Here is a 26241-nt window from a genome sequence, read left to right on the forward strand (position 1 = left end):
TCACTCCTTGCCGGTGGCGCGGCGTAGGGCAGCGCGGAAATGGGGCTCGTCAAAGGCTTCGCGGCGGGCGGCGACGTGTTGGTCCGGGCGGATCAGGTAGACGCCAGCGGGGGCATCGCCGAGGTACTGCCGTTTGAGTGTGAGCGTCGGGTCATCGCGCACCGACAGCGCAAGGCGGGTGGCAGTGACGCCATCTTCCTCAAAGCTGTCCGGCGCATCGGCGTCGATGGTCAGCAGGGTGAAGTCATTGCCGAGTTTACTCAGCAGGTGATCCTCACCGAGAGGGGCGTCCGGGCAGGGGCTGCCGGGGCGCGTGAGGTCCGGCGCGGCGAGGGCGTCCGCGGAGTTGAGCATGCTGCCGTCATAGGTGCAGGGCACGGACAGGCGGCCCGAGTTGACCAGTGGCTGCGCAAAGGCGTGATGCGCGGAGAGGTCCAGCACGGCATCACGTAGGATACGGCTCATCTCGGACTTGGGGGTGATGAACTCGGTGGAGCGGGTGGAGTTGAGGATATTTTCATCCGCACCATAAGCTCGCTCGGTGTTGTAGCTGTCCATCAGGGTTTCAGGCGCTTTGCCGTCGAGCACCAGTTTTAATTTCCACGCGATGTTGTCGGCGTCTTGCAGGCCGGAGTTGGCACCACGGGCGCCAAAAGGGGAGACTTGGTGCGCGGAATCGCCGGCAAAGAGGGTGCGACCGTGGCGAAACCGCTCCATGCGGCAGCATTGGAAGGTGTAGATGGAGACCCATTCGAGGTCGAACTCGGCCTCGTCGCCCAGCATCGCTTTGAGGCGGGTCATGACATTTTCCGGACGCTTCTCGCGCTCCTTGTCGATATCGCGGCCCAATTGTAGATCGATGCGCCAGACGTTGTCGGGCTGTTTGTGCAGCAGGGCGGATTGACCCCGGTTGAAGGGCGGATCAAACCAGAACCAGCGCTCGGACGGGAAGTCCGCTTTCATCACCACATCGGCGATCAGGAAGTTGTCCTCAAAGACTTGCCCGTCAAAATCCAGCCCCAACATCCGGCGGGTCGGGGAGTTGGCACCATCACAAGCGACCAGCCACTCAGCTTCTAAGGTATAGCTGCCTTCGGGGGTTTCCACCTCGAGTTTGACGTGATCTTCATGTTGGCCAATGGCTTCGACTTTGTTGCGGCCGCGAATTTCGATGGGCGCGCCGTCGGCCTGCATCTCGCGGATGCGCTCGACCAGGACTTGTTCAAAAGTGTATTGCTGCAGATTGATGAAGGCGGGGTTCTTGTGGCCCTCTTCTTCAGTCAGGCTGAACTCATAAACCTGACGGGTGTCAAAGAAGACCTTGCCGGTGTCCCATTGCACGCCGCGTTCCACCAGGCGTTCACCACAGCCGAGGCGGTCCATGATTTCCAGCGGTCGTTTGGCAAAACAGATGGCGCGGGAGCCAAAGGACACGCGGTCATTGTCATCCAGAATGACGGTTTTGATGCCTTGCTGTGCCAGGTCAATTGCGGTGGCGAGACCTACAGGGCCCGCGCCGATGATCACAACTGGGTGGCGTACGGGCGTTGCTGCGTCTTGATCCGGACTGCGCGTGTAGGCGTAGAGCGGGACGTCAAAAATCTTGCTCATGGGGCTCCTCCTCCCAAAGACAGGCGCGTTTGTTAGGGGTAGCGTGGCGCGCGAAGGGGCAGCGCGCCACGACATAGATCAAGGACGAGGGGTTTTGTGGCGCAGGCGGATGGCGGAGTTCGTTCATTCTTGACCAGTCTCAATGTTGTCACTGCTGAAGATCGCTGAGGCTTGGCCGAGGTACTTGGAGATGCCGAAATCTAACGCAGCCGTCGCGCACATCAGAAAGCCAAAGAGTGTCATCATTGCCATAGATGTGTTGGCGAACCGCCCAAGCTTGGTTCCTTTTTCAAGACGGTGCATCGTTTCCATAGCAGCGCTGGATTGTTGCATTTGTTTTGCGCTGTAGGGACGCACAAACAGGCTGAACCCTTCGGTTTCATCTGCAGCTCGCATCGATAGGAGCGCCATTGAAACGATGCTCAAAGCCCCAAACAAGACCGTTCCGCAAAAGAACAAAGCGAAGATGATCTCCATCGCAGCCATCTACCCTTGCAATGCCTCCCACATTTCCAGATCGCGCTGGGCGGTCCAGATGCGCGGTGTGTCGATGCCACGGGCTTCGTCATAGGCCCGGGCGACGTTGAAGGGCAGGCAGTGCTCGTAAATCGCGTAGTCTGCGAACTTCGGGTCACATTCCGCGCGCACCGCGTCCCAGGCTTCTTTCAGGGTGCCGCCGCGGGCCGCAACCTTGGCGGCGGGACGGTAGGTGCTTTCGACAAAGTCGCGGGTGTTTTCGATCGCGTCGTTGACCATCTCTTTGCCCACCAGCGCGTCGCCGCGGCCAGGGGCAATGGCGTCCACGTCGAAGGCGGCGATGTTGTCGAGCGTGTCGCCCCAGTCGGAGAAATGTCCGTCGCCGCAATAGCAGGCGGAGTGGTATTCAACGATGTCGCCGGTGAACATGACGTTCTGGTCGGGCACATGGATGACGATGTCGCCAGCGGTGTGGGCGCGGCCCAGATGCATGAGGTCAATGCGGCGGTTGCCGAGATAGACGGTCATGTCGTCGCTGAATGTGGTGGTGGGGTAGGTCAGGCCGGGGATGCTTTCGTGGCCTTCAAACAGGCGGGGGAAGCGTTGGAACTCGCTGTCCCAGTCTTCCTGACCACGTTCCACCACCATGGCCCGGGCGGCGTCGCCCATGATGATTTGATCCGCGCCATAGGCCGACGCACCCAGCACGCGTACGGCGTGGTAGTGGGTCAGCACCACATGGGAGATTGGCTTGTCGGTGACGGAGCGCACACATTCGATGACTTTATTGGCCAAGCGCGGCGTGGCCTGGGCTTCGACAATCATCACGCTGTCATCGCCGATGATCACGCCGGAGTTCGGGTCGCCTTCGGCGGTGAAGGCATAAAGGCCGTCTCCAACTTCGGTGAAAGAGATGTTTTTCTCGGTCATGTCCCCTTGGGAGGCGAAGGCTTTGGCCATGGTCAGCGGTCCTTTTGCAGCAGTTGGTCAATCGCCCAGTCGAGACGGATGGGCGTGTAATTGTGGGCTTCGACGCCGACATTGCCGCGGCGCGGGGCGCTGTGGAATGCGGTGTCGTGGGTGTGGCAATGGAAGTGTAACGTGCCGCGCCACCAGCCGTTCCATTCCTCAATCGGGTAGTGAAACAGCACGATCTCGCGGTCGTTGCGTTTGAGCGTGATCAGATCGCGGCCCCAATCGGCTTCGTCGCGGTTGCCATTGAGGCAGATTATTTTGCCGTTGAGTTGTGCGAGATACGGTTCCCGGGGGCGGTCTCTTGGCCAGGCAAAATCACCCAGGTGATAGACCGTGTCGTCTTTGCCAACCACGGCGTTCCAGTTGGCGATCAGCATTGCGTCCATCTCGTCGACAGAGGCAAACGGCCGGTTGGCTTTCTTCAAGATTTGCCCATGTCCGAAATGGGTGCAACCGGTGAGAAACTCCGCCATAATTCAGTACTCGGAGCTCATGATTTCAAGAAGTTGCGGTGTGATACGGCCTTGCATCTCCTGCATGTCTGGCGCGAGCGCGCCCATGACTTGCTGCATCATCGGGCCCATTTTGCCCATAATCGCGGCGCCGTGCTCGGAGCTGTAGAAGGTAATCAGCGCGTCGATTTCCTCAGAGGTGAAGATCTCGGCGGTTGTGGCTTCCATCAGCTCTTCGAGTTTTGGCCGCAGAGTGGCCATTTCGCCGGACATCAACTCGCCAATGGCGGCCTGTTGTGCCTCTGACAGCGTGACGCCAGGGGGCATGGAAGCCACAACCTGTGCCGCCATGCTTTCAGGAGAAAACATGTCCGTCATCATCTGCTGCACTTCGGGCATGTTCACGTAGGTCTTGGCCAGCTCAGCGGCGGTTTGGGCCTGTGCGGAGGACAGGCTGAGAGAGAGGAGGGCGGCAAGGGCGATGTGTTTCAAAAGGGTCTGTCCTGTTGGTTTCTTTGAATAAGACCTGCTTAGGCGGCAGCCGCCCTTGTGCCAAGTGGGGTTTAGGTGGCCTCAGCTGGTGGGCCGGCGATGTCGTAGTCCAGTTGCAGGATGCCACCGGGTTTTTGGCTCGACTTTTTGAGGGTCAGGTTTTGCTGCGCGCCTTTGGCAAAACAGGGCAAGCCGTCGCCCAAAATGGTGGGCATGACAAAGACCGAAATCTCGTCAAACATACCCACATCCAATGCGGCGCGTTGGGTTTCGCCGCCGCCCATGATCCAGACCTTTTGGTGGCCATTGGCCTCAATTGCAGCCCTCAGCCCGTCGATGGGGCCAGCGGCGGTGATGTGGTCGCCTTTGTAGTCGTGGTGGTGAGTCAGCACGTAGCCCGCTCGGTCGCCATAGGGCCAGCCCCAGCCCAGCACCTGTCGGTAAGTGGCGCGGCCCATCAGAACCGCATCCACCTCATCGATAAAGGCATTGTAGCCGCCCGCGTCTTCGCAGTTGCATTCCGCGAGCGCGGCATTGAAAGGGTCAAGCCAGCCCACCCCGCCATCCGGGGTGGCGATGTAGCCGTCCAGACTCTGTGCGATATATCCGACGTAGCGGGGGGCGGTGGCCATGGGCGTTACCCTTCGAAAGGGTCCGAAAGCGCAGGCAAAAGCGTGCCGGTACAGTCGCCAAATCCGATGGTGTACCCGTCCCCTTTGGCCGCGCCTTGGAGGGTGAGCGTGTCTCCATCTTCAATGAAGGTACGGGTCTCGCCACTATCAAGGGTCAGCGGCTCTTTTCCGCCCCAGCTGAGCTCCAAAAGGCTGCCGCGCTCGGGCTTTGTCGGGCCGGAAATGGTGCCGGAGCCCAAGAGATCACCGACGTTCATCGGGCAGCCAGACGTGCTGTGATGCGCCAGCTGTTGCGCGGCGGAGTAATACATCTGATCGTAGTTGGTGCGGGCGATCTCGGTTGGCGCTTTGCCTTCTGGCGCCATGGTGACAGACAGGTCGATGTCATAGAGCATCGGGCCGACGTCTTTCAGGTGATCCAGCAGCTCAAAGTCCCGCTCTGGCGTGTTGGTGCGGAACGGTTCCAGCGCGGCCTTGGTGACGATCCACGGGGAGATCGAGGTGGCGGTGGCTTTGGCCTGAAACGGGCCAAGCGGTTGGTATTCCCAGGCCTGGATGTCCCGCGCCGACCAGTCGTTGAGCAGCACGTAGCCAAAGATCATGTCGTCCGCTTCCTGCACGGTCACCGGACGTTGGGAAAACTGGCCAACGATGGCGCCCATCTCCAACTCGATGTCAAAGCGGCGCGATGGCAGGAAGGCAGGCATGTCATGGTCCGGGGACTTCAACTGCCCCCAAGGGCGGCGGATATCCGTGCCGGACACCACCACGGAAGACGCCCGACCATTGTAGCCAATCGGGATGTGCAGCCAGTTCGGCGGCAGCGCGTTTTCCGGGCCACGGAACATGGTGCCGACGTTGAAGGCATGGTTCCGACCGGCGTAGAAATCGGTGTATTCGCTGACCGCAAATGGCATGTGCAGCGTGGCGTCGGCCATAGGCAGGGAATAGTAGGTCAGCGCCTCTTGGGTCTCTTCCGAGGCATCCTCGGCCAGCATGGCCTGTAGTTTGGCTCGGTAGTCGGCCCAGACTTGCGGCCCCAACTCCATAAAGTCGTTCCAGAACGGTGCGTCCAGAACGTCTGCGTCGGGATCGGCGCGCAGGGTGCCTGCTTCTTCCAGGCCGGTCAGGTCGATGATGCGGTCGCCGATGGCGGTGCCGCAGCGCATCTCGCCGTCGTCTACGGAGAAGACACCATAAGGCAGGTTGTTGAGTGGGAAGGGGCAGGCAGCGTCATTGGCGCTTGTGACCCAGGATTTTAACAAAGACATGCGCGTTTCCTTTTGTGGCGGTCAGTCGAGCGGGAGAGACATCCCGTCGGTGCCGATGAACAGAGGGCCGGACCAGGTGCGGGAGGTTTCTTCCTGCCAATGGGTCTCGGTGAAGTTTGGATCGTCACAGGGGACGAGGTGGTTGAGGGCAAGCTGTTTGACGCCCGCCTCGGTGGCGATGCGCCCGGCTTCGGCGGCGGGGGTATGGCTGCGTTCCAGATGGATACGCAGACGGTCGTCGCCATTGCCCACCCGAGCGCAGAGTGCGTCGATGCCGGCCGACAACATCGCTTCATGCACCAGAAGGTCGGCGCCTTTGGCGAGATCAATCATTTCGGCAATTGGCGCGGTGTCGCCGGAGAGCACAACGCTGTGCTGCGCGCCATCAAACCGCAGGGCGTAGCTGTCGGTGATGGGTGGATGTGCGTTGCGCAGCGTTTTGACTTTCAGCGGGCCGAGGTCCATCTGACCGGGCTTAAGTACATGGATTTTAGCCAGTGGTTCTAGTGCGGGGCGGCCTTCGTCGCGCAGGCGTAGTTCCACATCAAAGGACATGGCGTTGAGGAACCCAGTCCAGTAGTGGTCCAGCCCTTCCGGACCATAAATCGGGATGGGATTGCTCAATCCGGCGGTCCAGGCGGTGTGCAGCAGTGGACCCAATTCCAGATAGTGATCGGAGTGCAAATGGGTGATCAGGATGGCGTCCAGATCAGTTAGAGCCACGCCCGCATCACACAAGCCGCGGCTCACGCCCAGACCAGCGTCTACAAGGATGGTCTGCCCATCTATCTCAACCAGAATGGAGGTTGGCATACGGGTGCCGGGCCGGATGGCCGGGCCGCCTTTGGTGCCCAGAAGGGTGACTTGGTTCGCGCGCATAGGTCTTCCTGATATTCATCTGACGCCCCCATGATTTTCTCATTCCAGAAATATCCTGGGGGAGTCACAGTGTGCTGTGACGGGGGCAAAGCCCCCATCAACGTGAGCTTACTTCTTGCCTGGGGTGCCGTCGAATTTCTTTTCGATGTCCACCCAGCAGTCGATATAATCGTCCTGCACCGGGGCGTCCTTGGCGGCAAATTTGGTGATGTGCTGCGGGAAGCGGGTTTCGAACATGAACGACATGGTGTTGTCGAGCTTGTCCGGGCCAAGGTTCGAGTTGGACGCGCCTTCAAAGGCATTTTTGTCCGGGCCATGCGGCATCATCATATTGTGCAGGCTCATGCCGCCGGGGACAAAGCCCTGCGGTTTGGCGTCATATTGGCCGTAGATGTTGCCCATCAGCTCGGACATGATGTTCTTGTGGTACCACGGCGGGCGGAAGGTGTCTTCGGCCACCATCCAGCGCTCGCGGAACAGCACAAAGTCGATGTTGGCGGTGCCCGGCACGCCAGACGGCGCGGTCAGCACGGTGAAGATCGAGGGGTCAGGGTGGTCAAACAGGATCGCGCCAACCGGGCAATAGGTGCGCAGGTCGTATTTCACCGGCGCGTAGTTGCCATGCCAGGCGACCACATCCAGCGGGGACTGATCGATGTTGGTGCGGTGGAACTGGCCACACCATTTCACGGTCACGGAGGACGGTACTTCGCGATCTTCATAAGCGGCCACCGGGGCCTTGAAGTCACGCGGGTTGGCCATGCAGTTGGCGCCAATTGGGCCGCGCCCTGGCAGGTCAAATTTCTGGCCGTAGTTTTCGCATACAAAGCCGCGCGCGGGACCTTCGAGCACTTCTACACGGTACACCAGGCCACGCGGCAGGATGGCGATCTCTTTGGGTTCCAGATCAATGATGCCCAGTTCCGTGGAGAAGCGCAGCACACCTTCTTGGGGCACCACCAACAGTTCGGAGTCGGCAGAGAAGAAGTATTCGTCTTCCATGGAGGTGTTCACGAGGTAGATGTGGCTGGCCATGCCGACCTGAGTGTTCACATCACCCGCCGTGGTCATGGTGCGCATGCCGGTGATCCAAGTCAGCGTCTCTTCGGTGTGGGGCACCGGGTCCCAGCGGTATTGGCCGAGGCTGCCGAGGTCTGGATCGACGTTGGGCGCAGATTGCCAGTATGGAACGTCGATTTTCTGGTAACGGCCGTTGTGTTTCACCGAAGGGCGCAGGCGGTAGCACCAGGTGCGCTCCACGTTTTCGGCTGTGAAGGCGGTGCCGGATAGCTGCTCTCCATACAGGCCGTAGTTGCATTTTTGCGGGCTGTTCATGCCTTGCGGCAGGGCGCCGGGCAGGGCCTCGGTTTCATAATCGTTGCCAAAGCCGGGCATGTAGTCCTCATGCGGGCCAGCCATGGACGGGGCCTTCTGCATGCGGGTCGGAACTGTGTGCTTGGTCATGTCGCGCTCCTGAGTTTCGAATTTGGTTGCGTTGGTAATAGTTGATTTTGTAACTAACAAGCAGGAGGACGCGCAGAAAATGACAAAAGCTGATGATTTCGATTTGCAGGCGTTTTTGCCTTATCTGCTCAATCAGGCGGCGGAGGAGGCCAGTCTGGGGTTTCAGAAGGTCTACAAGGATCGCTACGGGCTGTTGCGCAGCGAATGGCGGGTGCTGTTTCACCTTGGGATTTTTGGACGGCTGACGGCGACGGAAATTGGGGCCAAGGGCAAAGTACACAAGACAAAGGTCAGTCGCGCGGTGCAGCGGTTGGCGGATCGGCGTTTGGTAAAACGGGCGCGGAGTGAGGAAGATCGTCGGGTGGAGTGGCTGGAGCTGACGCCTGCGGGAGAGAAAGTTTATCGCGACCTGCGCGAGGTGGCGCAGGCGTATGAAGGCAGGCTATTGGCGCAGTTGAATGAGGCTGAGGTGCAGGTGCTGAAATGCATGTTGCTTAAGCTGGCGGGGCGCAGTTGAAGGTGTCGCGATACCTCGATGTGATTCGCGCGTGTTTCTCATTGAGTTGTGGACAGTTTTTGTGGTGCTGTTTGATTGTATTTAGGTCGGGGACAATTGAAGTCGGATTTTCTTAAATCTCTCAAATTTATGGTAAATCGCTTGAGTGATCCCAGTCCGGTATGGCAATTTAAGACCAATACAAATGGATAGGTCCGGGAGTTTTCTTATGGGTCTTTTGAACAAAGCAAATGCTGCGGTATTGGCCGCAACCACTCTGATGTTGAGCGCACCTGCGGCGTTTGCTCAGAATGTCGGCGGGTGGCGCGGCTGGTGGTGGCGCTGGTGGGGCGGCGGCGGAAACGGCGGTGGCAACACTGGTGGCGGCTCAAACGCTGTACCGGAAATTGATGCGGGGGCTGGCCTGTTGGCTGTGGCCGCCGTGCTCGCGACCTTGGCGCTGGCTTGGGAACTGCGCCGTCGTCGTCAAAAACAAAATTAAGCCAGTCTCAACAGGCTGAGGACAATTGGATGGGCGCTCAGATGAGCGCCCATTTTGCTGTCAGTAGGGCTGCCAGAGCGATTGTGGCATTGGCCACGATATGTGCGGCGATGGCGTCCGAGGTCTCTGCGCGACGCAGGTAGAGCAAGCCAAAGGCCACGCCGGCCAAGGTGCCCGCCAGAAAGCGGTCATGCATCAGGCCAAAGAGCAGACTGGAGATGGCGACGGCCAGGATGGTCCAGACCAGCGTGTCTCTGTGCAGGCGGCGCAGGAGGTAGCCTCGGAAGAACAGCTCTTCGATGAGAGGCACCAACAGGATGGTGCCAAGTAGGCGGGTTGTGATCCAAAAGAGCGAAGGTGCGTCGGTGGCGGGCAGCTCTTGGGAGGGGGCCGTGACAATCCAGAGGACGCCAACGGCGAGGCCGACTGCGAGGCTTTCGAGTGATGGGCGGCTCCAGAGGGCGCGGATGGCCGGCAAGAAGACCAGCAGCGCCAAAGCCATGAGCAGAGCGCGGACGGGATAGCCGGCGGCAGGATCCGGCCAGAAGGCGGAAACAAACACGCCGGACAGCATCATCACGATGAACGGCACGATCTTTGCGGCAAGCGTATCTTGGCGGAGTGTTGTTGCGCTGTGTTGGGGCAGTGGTGAGCGGTGCAGCCATTGGGCGCGGTGGGCGATCAGGACGATGAGCAAGGCCAATGCTGTGAACATCAGCCAGCCCGCATAAGAGTGGAACCCATTGAGAGCGTGCTCTGGTGAGACACGGACACCAATGATGATCAGGATGGCGATGCGCAGGATGTTGAAGAGCCAGCTGGCGAGCACGGCGAGTGGGACGAGGATAAGCCAGAAGCGTTTCTGGCGCAGGTCCGGGCGCATGAGGGCGGCGTAAAAGCCCATAAAAATGGTGATGAGCGCGATACCTTCGACGCCGGAACATTGGCTGGCGATCTGCACCCAGAAACCTTCGACGCCAATTTCATAGGTCGGCGGGTGCACACCCACGTCAAAACCGGTGAGGGTCAACACCAGGAAAACCAGGAAGAACGTCAGGCTGCTTAGGGTGCTCCACTCCCAGAGCGGGCGCATCAGGTCTGCGAGGTCGGGCACCAAAAAGCCAATGAACAAGGCCAAGGGCAACAGGTAGCTGTCGTTGCGCATCCAGTCGCGCCAGGCGGCGAGTGGTGTGACCCAGAACACCGCGCCGAGCGCCGTGAGCAGGCCGCCAGAGGTTAGCAAAACAAGAGTGGGCGTGAAGGCGCGGGAGATTTCGGCGGTGCCAAAAAGCGGTAGCGGCAGGAAGATCAGCACAAGCCCTGTTAGGTGGAACAGCATCCAGACCTGGTGGCCGGGTGCTGCTATCGCGCGGTCAGCCAGAGCGCGGTAGGCGGCGGGGCGCAGCCAGAAATAGAGCGCCATCACAGTCATGACAGCCAAGCCACGTGCGGTCATGGAGCGCAGCGCGCGACAGGCGGCTTCGATCTCGGTTTGGCGGCACTCGATGGAGGCCATGACTTGATAGGTCAGGATGACCAGCAGTAACTCGGCCACCACAAGGGCGGCCATGGTCATCAGGCGCGTTGGACGCGCGGGGGGCTGTGTGGCTTGGCCGCGCGCGGTCATGGTTTAGAAGTCGACGGAGACCCCGGGCAGGTTCAGCGCTTTGACAAGTTCGCGCAATTCCTGACGGGCGGCCACGTTGGAGATGTTGAGCTGTTTCACGCCAATATCGCGTAGGTCCAGAAGGGTCAGGCCACGCGGGAAGAGTTCGCGGAAGACCACCCGTTCGTTGAAGCCGGGCGCGACGCGGAAGCCGATGCGTTTGGCCAAACGGTCCAGCGCTTTGCCCATTTTCTCTTTGTTGACCATCTGCTGCGCGCCCATGCGGTTGCGCATGACAATCCAATCGATCGGCTTAAGGCCAGCCTGCGCACGCAGTTGGCGGGCGTTCCAGACCATTTCGGAATAGACCGATGGGCCGAGGATTTTCTCGCCGTCGGCGTCGATTTTTGCCAGCAGGTCAAAGTCGACAAAGCTGTCGTTCAGTGGGGTAACCAGCGTGTCGGCCAAAGAGTGCGCTACTTGGCTCAACCGGGTGTGGGAGCCAGGGCAGTCGATTAAGATAAAGTCGTTGTTCGGCTCCAGCATAGAGACCGCAGCCGAGAGGCGGTGGTCATAGATGTTTTCACCCGGCTGCAGCGCGCTTTGATCCACTTCCGGCAGGTCATGGTAATCTGGGCTGGGCAGGTCGAGGCCGTTTTTCTGCAGGAATTTCCGCCGGTTGGCGACGTAGCTGCCAAAGCTCTTCTGGCGGAGGTCGAGGTCAATGCCGCCCACCTTGTGGCCCATGCGTGCCAGCGCGGTGGCGATGTGCATCGACAGGGTGGATTTGCCTGCGCCGCCCTTCTCGTTTCCGACCACAATGATATGTGCCATGCCCGATGTCCCTGCTCGTGTTTCAGTGCCGCGGCTCTTACGGCGCGGGTTTGTTGGTGTCTACTATATGTTGTGATTATCCACAGGAAAAGTGATTGCGTTGCTATGCGTCGCGCCAAGCGCCACTTTCCAATCCATCCAGCCGCCATTCGCCAATCTGTGCTCGAATTAGTCGCAGAGTTGGGTGCCCCACAGCGGCGGTCATCCGGCGGACCTGGCGGTTGCGGCCTTCGCGTATGGTGAGGGAAATCCATGTGTCCGGGATCGACTTTCGGACACGGATTGGCGGTGTGCGCGGCCAGAGATTATCTGGCTCATCAATGACTTGCGCCTTGGCGGGCTTGGTGAGGCCGTCTTTCAGCGTCACGCCTTTGCGTAGGGCTTCAAGGGCGGTGTCATCCGGCGTGCCTTCGACCTGTACCCAGTAGGTCTTCGCCATTTTGTGGCGCGGGTCGGCTATACGGGCCTGTAACTTTCCGTCGTCTGTCAGGACCATCAACCCCTCGCTGTCACGGTCCAGTCGGCCTGCCGGATAGACTTTTGGCACGTCAATGAAGTCCGACAGGGTGCGGCGCTTGCTGCCTGCGAGACCTTTGTCGGTGAATTGCGACAGCACATCGAAGGGTTTGTTGAAGAGTATCACGCGGGTCATGATGACCTCCTACACGGGCGTGCGCTGGGGTTGCAAGTTTCGCAGTGCTGCGGTCTTGTGCGCGCAAAGACGCGAAGGGGAAGAAGATGGATTTCAAAGACATGTTGCCGGAAACCTTGTTGGCTCAGGCTGGAGGGGCGATTGATCAGCAAAGCGGGGGCGTTGTGCCGCCAATCCAACCGGCAACCACCTTTGCGCGGGATGAGAACTACAACCCTCTGAACGAAAACAACATTTATGCCCGTCCGCACAATGATGTTGCGCGGCAGGCCGAAGCGGTTTTGGCGCAGCTGGAGGGCGGTGCGGCGGCGTTGTTGTTCCCGTCTGGCATGGCGGCCATAGCGGCGCTGTTTCGCACCGTGCCAACCGGGGGGCGGGTGATTGTGCAGAGTGGCATTTACTGGAACACCACCAAGTGGATCCGGGAATTTTGTGAGCGTCGTCAGATTGTTATCGATGAGGTGGACGCAAGTGACGTCGGGGCGCTGGCCGATGTTTGCGCCAAGGGACCGGCCAATGTGGTTTGGGTGGAAACGCCGTCCAACCCGTGGCTGAAGGTGACCGATGTGGCGGCCGCGAAACAGGCGGCGGAGAGCTGTGGGGCACTCTTGGCGGTGGACAGCACGGCGGCGTCGCCGATCCTGACCAACCCATTGAAACTAGGTGCAGATATTGTGATGCACTCCACCACAAAAGTGATCAACGGGCACTCGGATGTGTTGGGTGGCGTTTTGGTCACAAAAGAGGTCACACCGGTCTGGGAAGAGATCGAAGTGGACCGGGCCAGTGCGGGTGCTGTTATGGGACCGTTTGAGGCTTGGTTGCTGTTGCGTGGGATGCGCACGATGGCGTTGCGGGTGGAGCGCATGGTGGATAACGCTATGAAAATAGCGCGTTTTTTAGAGGATCACCCGAAGGTGGACAGTGTGCTGTTCCCTGGCTTGGACAGCCATCCGCAGCATGAGCTGGCCAAGGCGCAGATGCCCGGCGGGGCTGGGTTCCTGATGTCTTTCCTTGTGAAGGGTGACAAAGAAACGGCACTGCAAGTGGCTGGGAAGATGAAGCTTTTCCATCGTGCCACGTCGCTGGGCGGGGTTGAGAGCCTGGTGGAACATCGCCACACGATTGAGCCGCACACCGGCATTCCAGAAACGCTGTTGCGGATCTCGGTTGGGGCGGAAAATGCGGATGATTTGATCGCAGATCTGGGGCAGGCGTTGGGGCAGTAAAGGCCTCGATTTTCACGTCGGTATTGCGTCGGTATCGCGACTGTTTTGCGACGGTGGCGATTTGGAGAGGCTCATCGCGCAGCTCGCGCATTTGCGCACAGAAAACTGCGGCGATCTGCCTCTGCCGCCAACAAATTGTTAAGGCGTTTGGAAGACTATTGGCGCAGCACGAACGGGCATCGGCCCCACGCAGCAGCGGACCAGGACTTTGAAGAAACGCATCGAAAACCCATCACTGATCACACCCGCCTATGAGGATGGCGGGTTGTTCAAAAAACCGCCAACCGAGTTGGTGGTGAATCTGATTCCGAAGTTTTCCAAAAACTCCCGTGACGATGTGATCATCAAGGGGCTGGTACAAAACGATGTGGAGATCAATGTGATTTTTGCGGGCCGCCGTAAGCGGGAGGCGGCGGAACTGGTGGCGTTGCTCAAGCGGAAGTGGGAGAATGCCAACTACCGCATTCCCAAGGGCTACAAGGCGCCAACCCGTAAGGACGTCTATGTGCCAACCCGCGTGCAGGGGTCTTGGCGCACACGGGTCGTAGAGGATGAGCAAGAGCCCAACCTCTATGACAAGGAATATCAGTTGTTGGTGGCGCGGTGGGCGTTCAACTCGGACACCGGTGAGTTCAAGAGCTTTGGCGAGCCGCCGTTTCAGCAGCAGGTGGTTCAGACCGCTGAGGCCTCCAAAGGCTGACGTGATGGGCGCAGGTCGGCGCCGCGCAATCTAAGTTTACATGTGATCTATGCAGGGGCTGCCGTTGGGCAGGGCCCTGTGCTGTGCGTTTGGGACATTGAACGACTCAGTTGACTTATCAAATTATCGATCATATCTAACGATTGTTAGATAATGTTTTGCAAACGAAAGGTCGCGTCATGCCGTCTATCAATTCCGTAACTGTGAAAGCCCCAGCCTCTGCGGCGTGGAACCTGATTGGGGATGAGTTTGTCGCCGTGGACCGCTGGATGGCGGCGATCCCGCGGGCCGAGGCCATTGAAGGACCTGCGTTGCCGGGGGCACCCGCCAAGGGTCGCAACTCCTATTTGGTGCAGAAATTTGCGCCGATGTATCAGGAGGAGGTGCTGACCAAGTTTGATCCCGAGGCGATGACCATCTGTGTCGATGTGACCCTTCACCATGGACCCAAGGCGATGCCAATGAAGGGCTATACCTCGACCGTGACCGTACGGGCGATCAGTGATGCGACCTGTGAGGTGACCTGGATCGGAGAGGCGACGCCAAAGTGGTTTGCCAAACCGATGCGCCGGATGCTGACCAACAGCATGGACGCCGGAATTATCCGCAGTCTTGAGGAAATTCAGCACTTTGTGGAGACTGGCCAACCGCATCCGAGGAAGGTAGAAAAAATCAAATCCGAGGCGGCTTTGGCGGCCTGAGCCGTGCGTCAGGCGCGCGGGAATGGGAGGTCATATGCAGGACACATCCATCAAGGCGCGCTTGATTGACGCGGGTAAAACGCTGTTTGCGGAGCGCGGTTATGCCGGGGCCTCGGTGCGTGAAATTTGCAAGGCGGCGGATGCCAGCTCGACAATGATCCACCACTACTTTGGCAACAAAGAGGGGTTGTTCAACGCCATCATTGATGAGTTCACCGCCGCAACATTTGATGTGCCGCTGCGGCTGATTTCCAAACCGCCGAAGACGGCCGAGGAAATGCGCCTGCGTCTGGAGATGTTTATCTCTGAGACCTTCCGGGCGTTGATTGCGCAGGCGCCGGTGTTTCGCATTCTGGTGCGGGAAAACCGCGGGTTTGTGGGCGGCGCACGCTATCACGAAGGCTTCGCAGCCTATTTGCGCGCGGCGCAGGAGGCGGGCTTTGTGGATGCGGAGCTGGAGGTGGAGTTGATCACCGGCATGGTGTTGGATCGGCTTGGCAACCAGATAATGTATGCGGCTACTATGAAGGGGGACGGCAAGACCGTGCTCAACGACGAGGCCTATGCAGAAGAGTGGCTGGCGGCGAACACTCGGGTGTTGCTGTTTGGTTTGGCGGGGCAGACTGGGTAGAGTGGACTGCGTTATTGTAACCCATTTGTGTTTTTGTTGGTTAGAGATCAGGGGAACACACTAGAAGGCAACCCTGAAATTGTCTCATAGTGACCAATTTGCGGCCCCATCATTTCGCTAACTGTGCTGACGCAATTGGTGAAGTGAGTTGTTTTATGGTTATTGAAGACATTTTTTTCGATATGAATTGGACGCAAGGACGGAGCCCCGCTGATGCCCTTCCTAAATCCCATGGGGTCTATTGTGAGGTGATCTGGCCCGTACGTGGCATTCGCATTGGTATTTCCAAAAACATCCATAGTCGGCACAAGGGGCATGCCGGTTGGATGCGCAGTATGAAGGTAGGCACAGGAAGTCGTGCTCAAAGGCGTGGACCGCTGGCCGACCATGCCCGAGACTGGGGCGATCTGGGGTTAGAGACTTTTGTTTTGTCAACGGATCCGAGGCTGGAGGATGGCGCACTGCGTTTGGCTTGTGAAACGCAACTACACACCTGGGCCGAAGAGCAAAACTCTTGGAAGAACTTCAATGGTGAGAAGTGGCGGCCACGAAACTACGGTGTTCCCGTTGTTGATGAGGTGCAAGCCGCATCGGAGTGGGGTGTAACGCTTACCAATAGATTGTGACGGGGCGCTCGCCGGGCTTGCATATGTTGCAAGCCTTTGCTTCTATGCAAAAAAACGCCGTACAGGAGCCGCCCATGAAACTCGAATTTCACCACATCAACTTTGTCTCCAAAGATGTGGATCGGCTGCATGACTTCTACACCAAAGTGTTGGGGCTGGACGATATTCCGCAAGAGGAATTCCCGCGCACGGAGGCGGACAGCGAGAGTGGGTATGACGGGCAGATCCGCTTTGCCACCGATGGGGATATGCAGATGCATCTGGCGGAGCGGCGGCTGGATGTGGCCTTTGTAAACGGGCAGGTGATCAATCCGGTGGATCGTGGGCATATTGCCTTTCGCACCGATGATCTGCCGGCGTTTCTGAAAGTGCTGGAGGAAAATGGCGTGCCCTATTCGGATTACGGCACGGCTTTTGCCAAAGAGTGGCATCAGGTGTTTTTTCAGGATCCTGAGGGCAATGTGATTGAGGTGCATCAGCAGGTGGGCGGCGCGTAAAAGCACCGCCCGGTTGGGTCAAGTCAGCAGCGCCAGATCAGCTTGATTGGTAGGGCGGCGCGTGGGCATGGTTTTGGCGTCTTTGCCCGCCATGGTGAGGGCGAGGTCTTTGTAGAAGCCGTCGTTGTCAAACCACCAGCGGTGGGAATAGACCATGGTTTGCTGTGCGTCGGGCACGTGCTTTTTGTATTGTTCGTTGCAGTAGATGTCCCAGTGGCCTTTGGTGACGGGAGACGGCATGCCAACGTGGCCCGCGCGCTCGCGGCCGCCGTTGATCAGCCCGCCGGCTAGGGCAAGGACGCGGTCTCGTCCGCTGTAGTAGTTGGTGAAGCGTTTGCTGCGTTCATCCAGCACCAGCCCGCCCCAGGCGCCTTTTTCCAGCCATGTGGCGTCGATGTCCGCAGAACAGAACATGACCTGATCAATGCCCCAGTGGCCGACGGAATCGCCAAAGTCGGAGAAGCCGCGCAACACAACCAGCCCGCCCATGGAGTGGGCGATGAGGTGGATTTTGGGGCGCGGCGTGAGAGCCAGCAGCGGCAAGATGCCGTCTTCCACAAGATGCGGGGCGGTCTTTTTGGCATCACTGCGGTCCGCGTTGTAGGCGAGCACCGTGCCGTCGCTTGGCCAGTCATAGGCAATCACCGCGCCCTGAAAACCGTGGGCTTTTACACCGGTTTCAATTTTTCCCAGACGGTCGAGCATGTCCTTTTGTGAGGTGTTGAACCCGTGCACATAGATCAGGATGTCTTTGGTCCCGCCGGCCTGCTGCACCAGTTTGAGCCAATCTGCCTTGGGTAGTATGTCGCCTTTGCGCACCGCGCCGTTGCCCCTTTCTTCGGTGATCGAGACATAGCGGGTGAGGGCGGCGGGGTTGTCGGTAAATTTCTTCTTTTGCGCGTTGTATGTCCGGCGCGAGAAAAACAGAGCCATCGTAAAACCTTTCACTCAAAAGCCTGAGTGTGGCACGGAACCCGGATTTCGCAAAATGACGGTGTGGCGTGGCTGGAGGCACTTGGCAGTCTGGCCCTATACACCTGCGCGTGTGCGCCCTAGCGTGGCGCCATGACACATCCCGTTCTTGATAGCCGCTACAGCTGGATCCGCCTCGCCATCACTTTGTTGATTGGCGTGTTTGCCAATGTCGGCATGTGGGCGGTGATTGTGGTGATGCCTGCGGTGCAGGAGGAGTTTGGCATCGATCGGGCGGATGCCTCGCTGCCCTATGTGCTGACCATGATTGGCTTTGCGTTGGGCAATTTTGCCATTGGGCAGGCAGTGGATCGCTGGGGCGTGACCAAGGCGCTCATCGGCGCGGCGGTGCTCAGTGCAGTGAGCTATGGGGCGGCGGCGTTAAGTGGCTCGGTGCTGATGCTCTCGTTTGTGCATCTGTTTTTGGGATTTGCCACGGCGGTGGGCTTTGGGCCGCTGATCGCGGATGTGTCGCTGTGGTTTCAGAAGCGGCGCGGGATTGCAGTGGCGATTGCGGCCAGTGGCAATTACCTGTCCGGCGCGATCTGGCCGGTTTTACTGAGTGGCGTGTTGAGCACACATGGCTGGCGCGCGGTGTTTGTGGTGCTGGCCGTGATGACCGTTGTGGCGGTGGCGCCTCTGGCTTTCCTGCTGCGCCCTAAGGTGCCTGCCGAGGCTTTGGCAGCACAGGACAGCGCGGCGCAGGCGCGGCAGGCGGGGGCGCCGTTCAAGCCGGCGCCGTTGATGTGGATCTTGGGGCTGGCGGGGATTGGCTGTTGCGTGGCGATGAGCATGCCGCAGGTGCATATCGTGAGCTTTTGCGTGGACCTTGGCTATGGTGCGGCCGTGGGCGCGGAGATGCTGGCGCTGATGTTGATGGGCGGCGTGGTCAGCCGCCTGATCAGCGGGTTGGTGGCGGATAAGCTGGGCGGCGTGCTGACGCTGTTGATTGGCTCAGTGTTGCAGATGGGGGCGCTGTTCCTGTTTCTGCCGTTTGATGGGCTGGTGCCGCTGTATCTGGTCAGTCTGGCTTTCGGATTGGCGCAGGGCGGAATTGTGCCAGCCTATGCGCTGGTCGTGCGGGAGTATATGCCTGCCAAGGAGGCCGGAAGCCGGGTCGGTTTTGTGATGATGGCGACCATTTTGGGCATGGCGCTGGGCGGCTGGATGTCGGGCTGGATCTACGACGTGAGCGGCAGCTATGAGCTGGCCTTTGTGAATGGCATTGCCTGGAATGCGCTGAACATTGCCATCATGGGCATGATTTTGCTGCGCACGCGGGGAGGGCGTGTGGCGGCGGCCTAAAGCGTTGACAGGTCTTCGGTTCGCCTTGCAGACTGGCTTGCACGAGCAGCAGGCCTGTAAAGACGCCGTGGGGGCTTAGACAGAGCAGGGCATTGAGAACACATGACGAGGTTGATCAGGCATCACATCGCGCTGGCGGTTTTCTTTCTGAGTTTGGTGGTTGCCTGGGCGGTTTTTCCGGCATGGCGTGGTTTTTGGATGAACGAAGACCAGTGGATTGAATGGGCTTCGTTCCTGTTCTTTGCCGCTGCCGCCTTTGTGCTTTTGCTGCGTGTTAGTCCGCGCACCACTAAGGATATTGCCGTTGGAGCATTGTGCCTGCTGGCAGCACTGGATGAGATCAGCTTTGGCGAGCGGATTTTTGGCTTTGTCGAGCCAAGTGTGGGCGGGGTGAAAATCGACGGGGCGCATGACCTGATCGAGTTCCTGCGGATTGTGCCCAAAGAGGTGCTGGGTCTCGGCAAAGTGGCGCATCTGGCGCTGTTGCTGGTGCTTGTTGGACTGGCGCTGTGGGGCATTTACCACATGGCGCGCAGGTTTTCCTGGCGCTGGGATGCAGAGGACAGTCTTGGCGTTGTCGCCTGTTTGGCGGTGGCCGTCGCGATGATGATTGATGCGCATGTGCTGGGGTTCAAACATCTGGCGGTAGAGATGGAGGAAATCCTGGAGACCAGCGCCGGGTTTGGGATGTTCCTCTATGCAAGGTATCGGGCGAGGCGCGCAGTGCCGGAGACGGTGGAAGCTTAACCGCGGGCCCGCTCCCAACAAAAAACGCCGCCCCGAGGGAGGCGGCGTTTCTGAAACGAATGCAGCTAAGCTTAGAAGCCCAGGCCTTCGTATTTCTTTTTGAACTTGGACACGCGGCCACCGGCGTCCATCAGACGGGTGGAGCCACCGTTCCATGCTGGGTGCACGGATGGGTCCACGTCGAGCGCCAGAGTGTCGCCTTCGTTGCCGTAGGTGGAACGCATCTTGATGATGGTGCCATCGGTCATTTTCACGTCGATGAAGTGGTAATCGGGATGGGTATCTTTTTTCATGAGACCACTCCTTACGCTTTTTTGGGCTTGTAGTTGGTGTCTTCTGCGATACGCGCGGACTTACCACGACGGGAGCGCAGGTAGTACAGCTTCGCGCGACGGACACGACCACGACGCACAACAGTGATGCTGTCGATGTTGGTGGAGTGCAGCGGGAACACACGCTCCACGCCTTCGCCGAAGGAAATTTTGCGAACAGTGAACGAGCCAGCGATGCCGGAGCCGTTTTTGCGGCTGATGCAGACGCCTTCGTAGTTCTGCACACGGGTGCGGGACCCTTCGGTCACTTTAAAGCCAACACGGATGGTGTCACCGGCTTTGAAATCGGGGATGTCTTTCCCCAGCGCAGCAATCTGCTCCGCTTCGAGCTGTGCGATCAGATCCATTGGATCATCTCCTATAATGCTTGTGGTTTGGCCCACAAAGGTTTGATGCACCTCAGAACTCTTGGTCTTCTTCCGGGTCCGCGCGAAGCGCCCGCCAGAGGGTCAGGTCGTCTTTTCTTGTCTTCCTCTGCTGCTTTGTTGCGGTTTTGAGCGAAGAAACCCAAGCCCCATGCAATGCACAGCAGGCCCGAACGACTCATGAGAGCCGCGGACAGGCGGTGTTTAGGGCAGATGAGCCAAGCGTGCAAGGGGTTTGACAGTGGAAGGGGAATAGAATAGTTAGCTTGGCGAATTATATTGGATTCGCATGTCAGACCTCGCCAAAAAACTACAGAAGGTACACCAAGCCTGTCATCGGGCCTGGGCCAAGGCGGCGCGGGATCTGGAGCTGAGCTTCAGCGAGTTTGAGTATCTGAGTGCGGTTCAGGAACAGGCGGACCTCCAGCGCTATGAGGACAAACACGGCCAGCATTTGCAGGACATCGTTGACGCGCTTGGGGTCACCAAGGCCAGCGCAAGCACGATGATCTCTAAGCTGGAGACACGGGGCTGGGTGACGCGGTTTCAATGCATGATGGACGCGCGGGCACAGCACATCGTGCTGACACCGGAGGGGCAGGTGAAACTGGCCCGGGGCGCGCGGGTCTATGAGCAGATTGCGACACAGATAAACGACGAGATCGGTGACACCCTGAGCCTGTAGGGCGGAGGGGCGGTCGGTCTGAAGTACGGTATAAAAAGTAAGTTAGGCAAACTAAATAAAGGAGACGATCATGACGATAGAAAACCTCTTGTTGGGGATCGCGATACATCAGCTGTTTTGGGAACACCTGCCACACTGGGGCGCGTGGTTTAACCGCGCTCTCAAGCTGCTGCCACACCCCTTGCAGACGCTTTATGAGCAGTGGCGCTGTCCCTACTGCGCCGGGTTCTGGATTGGGCTGGCGGTTCATGCAGCCACGGGCCATTACCTGTTTGCAGGTTTTGCTGAGCTGCCTGCGTTCTGGGGCAGTCTAGGCACACCTATGGCCTGGTTCATGGATGCACTGGTGTTTGCGGCGCTCAACAAATTGGGCGTGCTGAGTGTCCATGCGATTGGCCTGCCAGCCTTGAAGGGGCATCAGGCCAAAGAGGCGTTTTTGGCGGCGAAAAAGGCAGCATAGGCGGGGCATCGCTTTTGAGGAAAGCTTTGCTTGCCAAACGCGGCGCTCTCTCGGTTTACTGAGGGGGCGCAGTGGTTTGGTCAGGTGTGAGATGCGGGTTTTCAAGACAGGTTTGTTGGCGTTGTTGGTGGTGGCGAGCTGTGGCCGGTCGGGGCCGGATGATCCAGCGGCGCAGGCAGCGCAGCAAGCAGCCGCGGAAGAGGCCGCGCGGGTGCGGGCTTTGGCGGCACAGGTGGTGACCTATCCGACATTTGGCGATGCAGATCCGCATGAATGGGACCGGCGGCCTCCGGAGACCTATCCGGTGCATGGTATTGATGTGTCGCGCTGGCAGACCAGCATCAACTGGCAGGAGGCGCAGCGGGCTGGAGTCAGTTTTGCGTTTCTTAAAGCCACGGAGGGCGGGGATCTGGCGGACCCGCTGTTTGATACACATCGCGCCGGGGCGGCCAATGCGGGCATCCCGTGGGGCGGCTATCACTACTATTATTTCTGTCGCCCAGCCGAGGAGCAGGCGGCCTGGTTCATTAAGAACGTGCCGCGTGGCGCGCCATTGCCGCATGTTTTGGACATGGAGTGGACACCGCAGTCGCGCACATGCCGGTTACGGCCCAGCGGTAGCAAAGTGCGCAGCGAGGCGCGCAAGTTCCTGTCGATTTTGGAAGCGCACTATGGGCGGCGGCCGATTGTTTACACCACCGTGGATTTTTTCCAGGACACCGGAATTGGCACCCTTGGCGGCACGGAGTTCTGGCTGCGTTCGGTCGCAGGGCATCCGCAAAAGGTCTATCCCGGTGCGCGCTGGACGTTCTGGCAATACACAGGCACCGGTCTGGTGCCCGGGATCGCAGGCAAGGTGGACATCAACGTGTTTCGAGGCACTCCGGAAGCCTGGGTGCGGTGGCGAGAGGGCCGATAATCGGCCTGCGTATCAGGGGCGATGCGCGCTCAGAAAGTCAACAATGTGGTCAACCAACTCCGGATGCAGGGGAAGCGCAGGGTTTGTGTAGGTGGAAAACGGGGACCCTGGCACGTCAAGTTTGAGAGTGTGCGTGCCGTTTGGCAAAGCAGCGGAGGTGGCGTTGGGCAAGTTCGCAGTCAGTAGAGCGGCATCTACCGGCGTGACTTGCACGTCTGCATCGCCTTGTAAGATGAGAGTTGGACCTGACCACGTGGCGGCAAGCTGGGCTGGATCGTATGTGAAGAGGTCAATCATAAACCGCTGTACGCCTGGGGAAAACAGCGTGCGCACCGGGCCGGGAATGTCCATTTGAGGGACCTCAGATCCCGTTTCTAAGGTGGTCACAATGTTGTTTAGGTCCTCAAGAATCGGCGCATTATAAGGGTTATTTGCGAATTGCTCTTTCATAAGGGTGCCAATCGGCCGTCCGGGAGCAGCCAGTAGGATCACCCCGCAGAGCCCCTCAATCGGCTCCTGTGCCGCGGCCAAAGACACCAGCCCTCCTTCGGAATGCCCAGCCAGCCAGACGCACTCTGCTTGTGGTGCGGCCCATTTGATCCAGTTGCGTACGTCCTCAGCATAGGCTGCGATTGTCACGTCGGTTGGATCGTCGATCGCGGCGGCGCTGCTGAAGAAACCGCGTTTGTCGATGCGCAAACTGGACACGGCTTTTGCGTAAAGCGCTTCTGAGAGAAGTTTGTAGACGTCAGAGGCCAGCCCCATATTGGGCGCGTTGCCGTCTCTGTCGATGGGCCCAGATCCGGGAATTGTAATCACAAGATCGCGGGCGTTTTCGGCGGCGAGCAGTTCCGCACCCAGAGGGCCAGATGGTCCCGGTATCTGTATTTCGTCGGAATGTGCGGAAGCGGCGGGCAGCGCAAGACTGAGCAGCGCAATACGGCAAAGGCGTGCGAACAAAGCGGTAAATCTCTCTGAATGGGGAAGAGGTGCAGGTGCCGACGCCGGAATGGCTGGAGGTGCCGTCTGGATTTGAAACGATGACCCAAAAAGGTCTGGCGTGAGGTGCCAGGCCAGCTGGCACCTCTTTGAGGTGTTAGTCTTCGATTTCGACCACTGCGGCATCCGGCGCGTTGCGCATGACGCTTTCAATGCCGTTGTCGCGACCAGAGGCGCTGGTGTAGCTCTGCGATGTCCCGATCACCTGACCATTGGTGGCTTTCAGGTTGAACATGAATTTGCCGGAAGCGGTTTCCTTGCGCTCGTAGCGCGCGTCTTCGCCAGCGTTCTTTTTCACGGACTCGATGCCGTTTTCACAGCTGGCTTTCTGTTTGTAGCCTTCGGAAGCGAGGATGTTTTCGCCGTTGCCTGCTTTCAGGCGGAAACGGAATTCACCAGCTTTGTCGGTGTAGAGCTCGAATTTGGCGGCCATGTCTGTGGTCCCTGTGCAAAATTACTATGCGCGAACAAAAACATGGACTGGGGCCGGGGCGCAAGGATTTGGTTACCTGTCTTCGTCGGCCTCATAAGCGGCCCACATGTCTGGGCGGCGGGTCCTGGTGATCTCCTCGGCCATCTCGTGGCGCCATTTTTCGATGTTGGCGTGGTGGCCGGACATCAGCACATCCGGGATTTTGTGCCCCTGCCACTCGGCGGGTTTGGTGTATTGCGGGTGCTCTAGCAAGCCGTTGGAGTGGCTTTCATCTTCGATGCTGTCGGCGTTGCCGAGCACAGACGGCAGCAGGCGCACGGTGGCGTCGATCATGGCTTGCGCGGCAATTTCGCCGCCGGTGAGGACAAAGTCGCCGAGGCTGACTTCTTGAATGTTGTAGTGGTCCAGCACGCGCTGATCGACGCCTTCAAAGCGGCCGCAAAGCATGGTGATGCCGTCCGCCTGTGACCAAGCGCGGGCCATTTTTTGGTCAAACCGACGCCCGCGCGGGGAGAGGTAGACCAATGGCCAGTTGCCACGTGCGCCGCGCATGGTGTGCTCAATTGCGGGGCCAAGCACATCCGGGCGCAGCACCATGCCCGCGCCGCCGCCAGCAGGCGTGTCGTCCACATTGCGGTGTTTGGTCAGGCCGAAGTCGCGCAGGTTGGTGGTCTCGATCTGCCACTTGCCATCTTTGAGCGCTTTGCCGGTGAGGCTTTCGCCCAAGACGCCGGGGAAGGCATCGGGAAACAGGGTGATGATGCGCGCGGACCAGACTTTGGCGAGGCGCGGATTGTGTGTGATCAGCTCGCGCGGTTTGAGCGAGGCGGAGATGGACAGGCGGCCATGGGATTTGGGTTTGTCAGACACGGGTGGGCCTTTGCGTGATCACGGGGTTGCGCTGGTCTGTGGCCTAAAACATCCTATAGGTCCAGTGAAAACAGGGGCCATTAGCCCTGGTAGACGTTTTCCATCCAGACCCTACGGGCGGCCACTTTGGCGTCGCGCACCTCAATGTCTGGCAGGTCAGATTGATTGGCTTCTAAGTAGAGGTCCTGCAATTCCTGCGGATCTTTGGGGTTGGCCTGTTCCGGAATCTTCAGGTTGTCCAGTACGTCTTGCGGCAGATCGAAGGCGGCCAAAAAGGGCGCCATGGGGCCAAGCGGGTGGGCCTTGCTGTCCTCAAGTGGTGCGCGGATGAGCGGCACGGTGCCAATTTGGGCTTCGACACGGTCTGCGATGGCGGTGAGGTCAGCGGATTCGGCATAAGCTCTGGCATAGACCTCCCACGGATCGGTCATGCGGATCACCCGCAAATGCTGAGCATAGCAACTTTTGAGCCAGCTGTCTGGATTGCGCAGGGACAGCATCAGCGACAAGTCGGTGCCGGGACCGAGGGTTTCCAGCGTGGTCATGGTGAGCGCGCGCATCAGGATTGGGGCGGCGGTGTAGCTGGTAAGCCCTGCGCGGCCGGGCATATGGCCACAGAAATCCTCAGAGCTGATTGCGACGGGGCGCGGGTCCGTAGGATCGAGCGTTTTCAGAAACGTATTCAGGCGTTTGCAAAAGCGGCGCAGTTTCTCAGGGGTGCGGTCGGCGGAAAAGTCACGCGCGGCGTTCACCGAGGCGGTCACATCGTCATAGAGCACGATGCGCAGGTGCGGCTCTAGCTGTTTGCGATTGCGTTGCAGGCCATATTGCAAGCTGGTGGTGCCGGTTTTGTGAAAGCCGGTGTGGAACAAGAGGCGCATAGGGTCAGTCAAACAAGCCTTCGGGGGGATCGGCGATGATGCGGCCTGCGGAGATGTCCACGGTGGGGACATTGGCTAGGGTGAAAGGCAGAAACACGGTTTCCGAGGTTTTTGGGGGCAGGACTTCTAAGAGGTCCGCAGCGCCGTGGTTGAGCACGTTTTTCACTTTACCTAGCACGTTGCCGCCGGTGTCACGCACCTCAAGGCCCACGAGATCTGTGTAGTAATATTCATCGTCCTCAGTTTCCGGCAGGCGATCGCGTGGGACAAAGAGCTTCACGCCTTTGAGCGCGTCGGCTTGCTCTTTGGTTGCGATGCCGGAAAGCCGCGCGGCGAGGCCGTTTTTGATGGATCTTGTGATGGCGATGTCAAACTCAAAAGCGCCGTCTTCGGTCAGCAGCGGGGCATAGTCTTCGAGGGCGTCGGCCTCGGCGGTGAAACTTTTGAGGCGGACTTCGCCGTGTACGCCATAGGCGCCACCAATGGCGCCAACGCAGATGAGTTCAGAGGGGGTGTCGCTCATGGGGCGGCCTTTGCATTGCTTGC

At 59.1% G+C, this 26241-nt stretch carries 33 protein-coding genes; 13 read left to right on the forward strand and 20 right to left on the reverse strand.

All coding sequences use genetic code 11. From position 1 onward, the window contains the following. The 9 genes from MK208_RS00230 to hmgA form a co-directional block, all read right to left on the reverse strand. The gene (locus MK208_RS00230) at positions 1-1611 is read right to left on the reverse strand and encodes an FAD-dependent oxidoreductase (protein ID WP_294112743.1); all 1611 of its coding nucleotides are present in this window, start codon (positions 1609-1611) and stop codon (positions 1-3) included. Between the two features lie 123 nt (positions 1612-1734). Then, the gene (locus tag MK208_RS00235; protein ID WP_294112746.1) at positions 1735-2097 is read right to left on the reverse strand and encodes a hypothetical protein; all 363 of its coding nucleotides are present in this window, start codon (positions 2095-2097) and stop codon (positions 1735-1737) included. Continuing rightward, the gene (locus MK208_RS00240) at positions 2098-3048 is read right to left on the reverse strand and encodes an MBL fold metallo-hydrolase (protein ID WP_294112748.1); all 951 of its coding nucleotides are present in this window, start codon (positions 3046-3048) and stop codon (positions 2098-2100) included. A gap of 2 nt (positions 3049-3050) precedes the next feature. After that, on the reverse strand, positions 3051-3536 hold the full coding sequence (locus MK208_RS00245; protein ID WP_294112750.1) for a hypothetical protein: 486 nt from the start codon (positions 3534-3536) through the stop codon (positions 3051-3053). Between the two features lie 3 nt (positions 3537-3539). After that, entirely contained in the window at positions 3540-4007 is a 468-nt protein-coding gene (locus MK208_RS00250) for a DUF2059 domain-containing protein (protein ID WP_294112752.1), read from the reverse strand. A 71-nt stretch (positions 4008-4078) separates the two neighbouring features. Then, positions 4079-4639: a dihydrofolate reductase family protein gene (locus MK208_RS00255; protein WP_294112754.1), complete on the reverse strand. Its 561-nt coding sequence runs from the start codon at positions 4637-4639 to the stop codon at positions 4079-4081. A 5-nt stretch (positions 4640-4644) separates the two neighbouring features. Continuing rightward, positions 4645-5910 (reverse strand): fumarylacetoacetase, encoded by a 1266-nt coding sequence (gene fahA, locus MK208_RS00260; protein ID WP_294112756.1) that lies wholly within the window; start codon positions 5908-5910, stop codon positions 4645-4647. 21 nt (positions 5911-5931) lie between these two features. Further along, entirely contained in the window at positions 5932-6789 is an 858-nt protein-coding gene (locus tag MK208_RS00265; protein ID WP_294112758.1) for an MBL fold metallo-hydrolase, read from the reverse strand. A 108-nt stretch (positions 6790-6897) separates the two neighbouring features. Continuing rightward, positions 6898-8226 carry a homogentisate 1,2-dioxygenase gene (gene hmgA / locus MK208_RS00270; RefSeq protein ID WP_294113252.1) on the reverse strand — a complete coding sequence of 443 codons (1329 nt, stop codon included), beginning with the start codon at positions 8224-8226 and terminating at the stop codon, positions 6898-6900. A gap of 106 nt (positions 8227-8332) precedes the next feature. Here hmgA and MK208_RS00275 point away from each other — a divergent pair, with 106 nt between their 5' ends. Beyond that, positions 8333-8770, forward strand: a complete 438-nt coding sequence (locus tag MK208_RS00275) for a MarR family transcriptional regulator (RefSeq protein ID WP_294112760.1) — start codon at positions 8333-8335, stop codon at positions 8768-8770. Positions 8771-8978: 208 nt separating this feature from the next. Then, positions 8979-9251, forward strand: a complete 273-nt coding sequence (locus tag MK208_RS00280) for a VPEID-CTERM sorting domain-containing protein (RefSeq protein WP_294112761.1) — start codon at positions 8979-8981, stop codon at positions 9249-9251. Between the two features lie 37 nt (positions 9252-9288). Here the strand turns inward: MK208_RS00280 and xrtE are convergent, their stop codons facing one another. The 3 genes from xrtE to MK208_RS00295 form a co-directional block, all read right to left on the reverse strand. Then, positions 9289-10827: an exosortase E/protease, VPEID-CTERM system gene (xrtE, locus tag MK208_RS00285; RefSeq protein WP_294112763.1), complete on the reverse strand. Its 1539-nt coding sequence runs from the start codon at positions 10825-10827 to the stop codon at positions 9289-9291. A 54-nt stretch (positions 10828-10881) separates the two neighbouring features. After that, positions 10882-11691: a division plane positioning ATPase MipZ gene (locus MK208_RS00290; RefSeq protein WP_168591513.1), complete on the reverse strand. Its 810-nt coding sequence runs from the start codon at positions 11689-11691 to the stop codon at positions 10882-10884. A gap of 103 nt (positions 11692-11794) precedes the next feature. Next, a complete protein-coding gene (locus MK208_RS00295) occupies positions 11795-12343 on the reverse strand; it encodes an rRNA large subunit pseudouridine synthase E (RefSeq protein ID WP_294112767.1) in 549 nt (182 codons plus the stop codon). An 86-nt stretch (positions 12344-12429) separates the two neighbouring features. On the opposite strand from MK208_RS00295, the gene MK208_RS00300 reads away from it, so the two are divergent. The 6 genes from MK208_RS00300 (at position 12430) to MK208_RS00325 (ending at position 16727) form a co-directional block, all read left to right on the forward strand. Next, complete coding sequence (locus tag MK208_RS00300; RefSeq protein WP_294112769.1) at positions 12430-13572, forward strand: PLP-dependent aspartate aminotransferase family protein; 1143 nt, start codon at positions 12430-12432, stop codon at positions 13570-13572. A 208-nt stretch (positions 13573-13780) separates the two neighbouring features. Beyond that, positions 13781-14272 carry a hypothetical protein gene (locus MK208_RS00305; RefSeq protein WP_294112771.1) on the forward strand — a complete coding sequence of 164 codons (492 nt, stop codon included), beginning with the start codon at positions 13781-13783 and terminating at the stop codon, positions 14270-14272. Between the two features lie 179 nt (positions 14273-14451). After that, a complete protein-coding gene (locus MK208_RS00310) occupies positions 14452-14973 on the forward strand; it encodes an SRPBCC family protein (RefSeq protein WP_294112773.1) in 522 nt (173 codons plus the stop codon). Between the two features lie 34 nt (positions 14974-15007). Beyond that, positions 15008-15604, forward strand: coding sequence for a TetR/AcrR family transcriptional regulator (locus tag MK208_RS00315; RefSeq protein ID WP_294112775.1), 597 nt, complete (start codon positions 15008-15010; stop codon positions 15602-15604). Between the two features lie 155 nt (positions 15605-15759). Then, positions 15760-16230, forward strand: coding sequence for a hypothetical protein (locus MK208_RS00320; RefSeq protein ID WP_294112777.1), 471 nt, complete (start codon positions 15760-15762; stop codon positions 16228-16230). Positions 16231-16304: 74 nt separating this feature from the next. Next, entirely contained in the window at positions 16305-16727 is a 423-nt protein-coding gene (locus tag MK208_RS00325; protein ID WP_168591509.1) for a VOC family protein, read from the forward strand. Positions 16728-16745: 18 nt separating this feature from the next. Here the strand turns inward: MK208_RS00325 and MK208_RS00330 are convergent, their stop codons facing one another. Continuing rightward, positions 16746-17660, reverse strand: coding sequence for an alpha/beta fold hydrolase (locus MK208_RS00330; protein ID WP_294112782.1), 915 nt, complete (start codon positions 17658-17660; stop codon positions 16746-16748). Positions 17661-17792: 132 nt separating this feature from the next. Here MK208_RS00330 and MK208_RS00335 point away from each other — a divergent pair, with 132 nt between their 5' ends. Continuing rightward, entirely contained in the window at positions 17793-19004 is a 1212-nt protein-coding gene (locus tag MK208_RS00335) for an MFS transporter (RefSeq protein ID WP_294112784.1), read from the forward strand. A 102-nt stretch (positions 19005-19106) separates the two neighbouring features. Next, entirely contained in the window at positions 19107-19751 is a 645-nt protein-coding gene (locus tag MK208_RS00340) for a hypothetical protein (protein ID WP_294112786.1), read from the forward strand. A 71-nt stretch (positions 19752-19822) separates the two neighbouring features. Here MK208_RS00340 and rpmE read toward each other — a convergent pair whose 3' ends face one another. Further along, positions 19823-20044 carry a 50S ribosomal protein L31 gene (gene rpmE / locus MK208_RS00345; RefSeq protein WP_093090590.1) on the reverse strand — a complete coding sequence of 74 codons (222 nt, stop codon included), beginning with the start codon at positions 20042-20044 and terminating at the stop codon, positions 19823-19825. A gap of 11 nt (positions 20045-20055) precedes the next feature. After that, positions 20056-20430, reverse strand: a complete 375-nt coding sequence (gene rplS / locus MK208_RS00350) for a 50S ribosomal protein L19 (RefSeq protein ID WP_168591505.1) — start codon at positions 20428-20430, stop codon at positions 20056-20058. Between the two features lie 307 nt (positions 20431-20737). Between rplS and MK208_RS00355 the strand changes: the two genes are divergently transcribed. The 3 genes from MK208_RS00355 to MK208_RS00365 all read left to right on the forward strand — a co-directional run bounded on the left by MK208_RS00355 (position 20738) and on the right by MK208_RS00365 (position 22512). Then, on the forward strand, positions 20738-21133 hold the full coding sequence (locus MK208_RS00355; RefSeq protein ID WP_294112797.1) for a MarR family transcriptional regulator: 396 nt from the start codon (positions 20738-20740) through the stop codon (positions 21131-21133). Between the two features lie 70 nt (positions 21134-21203). Continuing rightward, positions 21204-21593 carry a hypothetical protein gene (locus MK208_RS00360; protein WP_294112799.1) on the forward strand — a complete coding sequence of 130 codons (390 nt, stop codon included), beginning with the start codon at positions 21204-21206 and terminating at the stop codon, positions 21591-21593. A gap of 91 nt (positions 21594-21684) precedes the next feature. Then, positions 21685-22512, forward strand: coding sequence for a GH25 family lysozyme (locus tag MK208_RS00365; RefSeq protein ID WP_294112802.1), 828 nt, complete (start codon positions 21685-21687; stop codon positions 22510-22512). A 12-nt stretch (positions 22513-22524) separates the two neighbouring features. Here the strand turns inward: MK208_RS00365 and MK208_RS00370 are convergent, their stop codons facing one another. From MK208_RS00370 to rimM, 5 genes are all read right to left on the reverse strand, one after another. Next, a complete protein-coding gene (locus MK208_RS00370) occupies positions 22525-23472 on the reverse strand; it encodes an alpha/beta hydrolase (RefSeq protein WP_294112803.1) in 948 nt (315 codons plus the stop codon). A 136-nt stretch (positions 23473-23608) separates the two neighbouring features. Beyond that, a complete protein-coding gene (locus tag MK208_RS00375; protein ID WP_294112805.1) occupies positions 23609-23944 on the reverse strand; it encodes a YegP family protein in 336 nt (111 codons plus the stop codon). A 72-nt stretch (positions 23945-24016) separates the two neighbouring features. Further along, positions 24017-24814 (reverse strand): tRNA (guanosine(37)-N1)-methyltransferase TrmD, encoded by a 798-nt coding sequence (trmD, locus tag MK208_RS00380; RefSeq protein WP_294112807.1) that lies wholly within the window; start codon positions 24812-24814, stop codon positions 24017-24019. An 80-nt stretch (positions 24815-24894) separates the two neighbouring features. Next, a complete protein-coding gene (locus MK208_RS00385; protein WP_294112810.1) occupies positions 24895-25695 on the reverse strand; it encodes a hypothetical protein in 801 nt (266 codons plus the stop codon). A gap of 4 nt (positions 25696-25699) precedes the next feature. Next, positions 25700-26218 carry a ribosome maturation factor RimM gene (rimM, locus tag MK208_RS00390; RefSeq protein WP_294112813.1) on the reverse strand — a complete coding sequence of 173 codons (519 nt, stop codon included), beginning with the start codon at positions 26216-26218 and terminating at the stop codon, positions 25700-25702. Between the last annotated feature and the right edge of the window lie 23 nt (positions 26219-26241).

Source organism: Shimia sp. (genome assembly GCF_022448905.1).
In the GTDB taxonomy this organism is placed as follows: domain Bacteria; phylum Pseudomonadota; class Alphaproteobacteria; order Rhodobacterales; family Rhodobacteraceae; genus Shimia.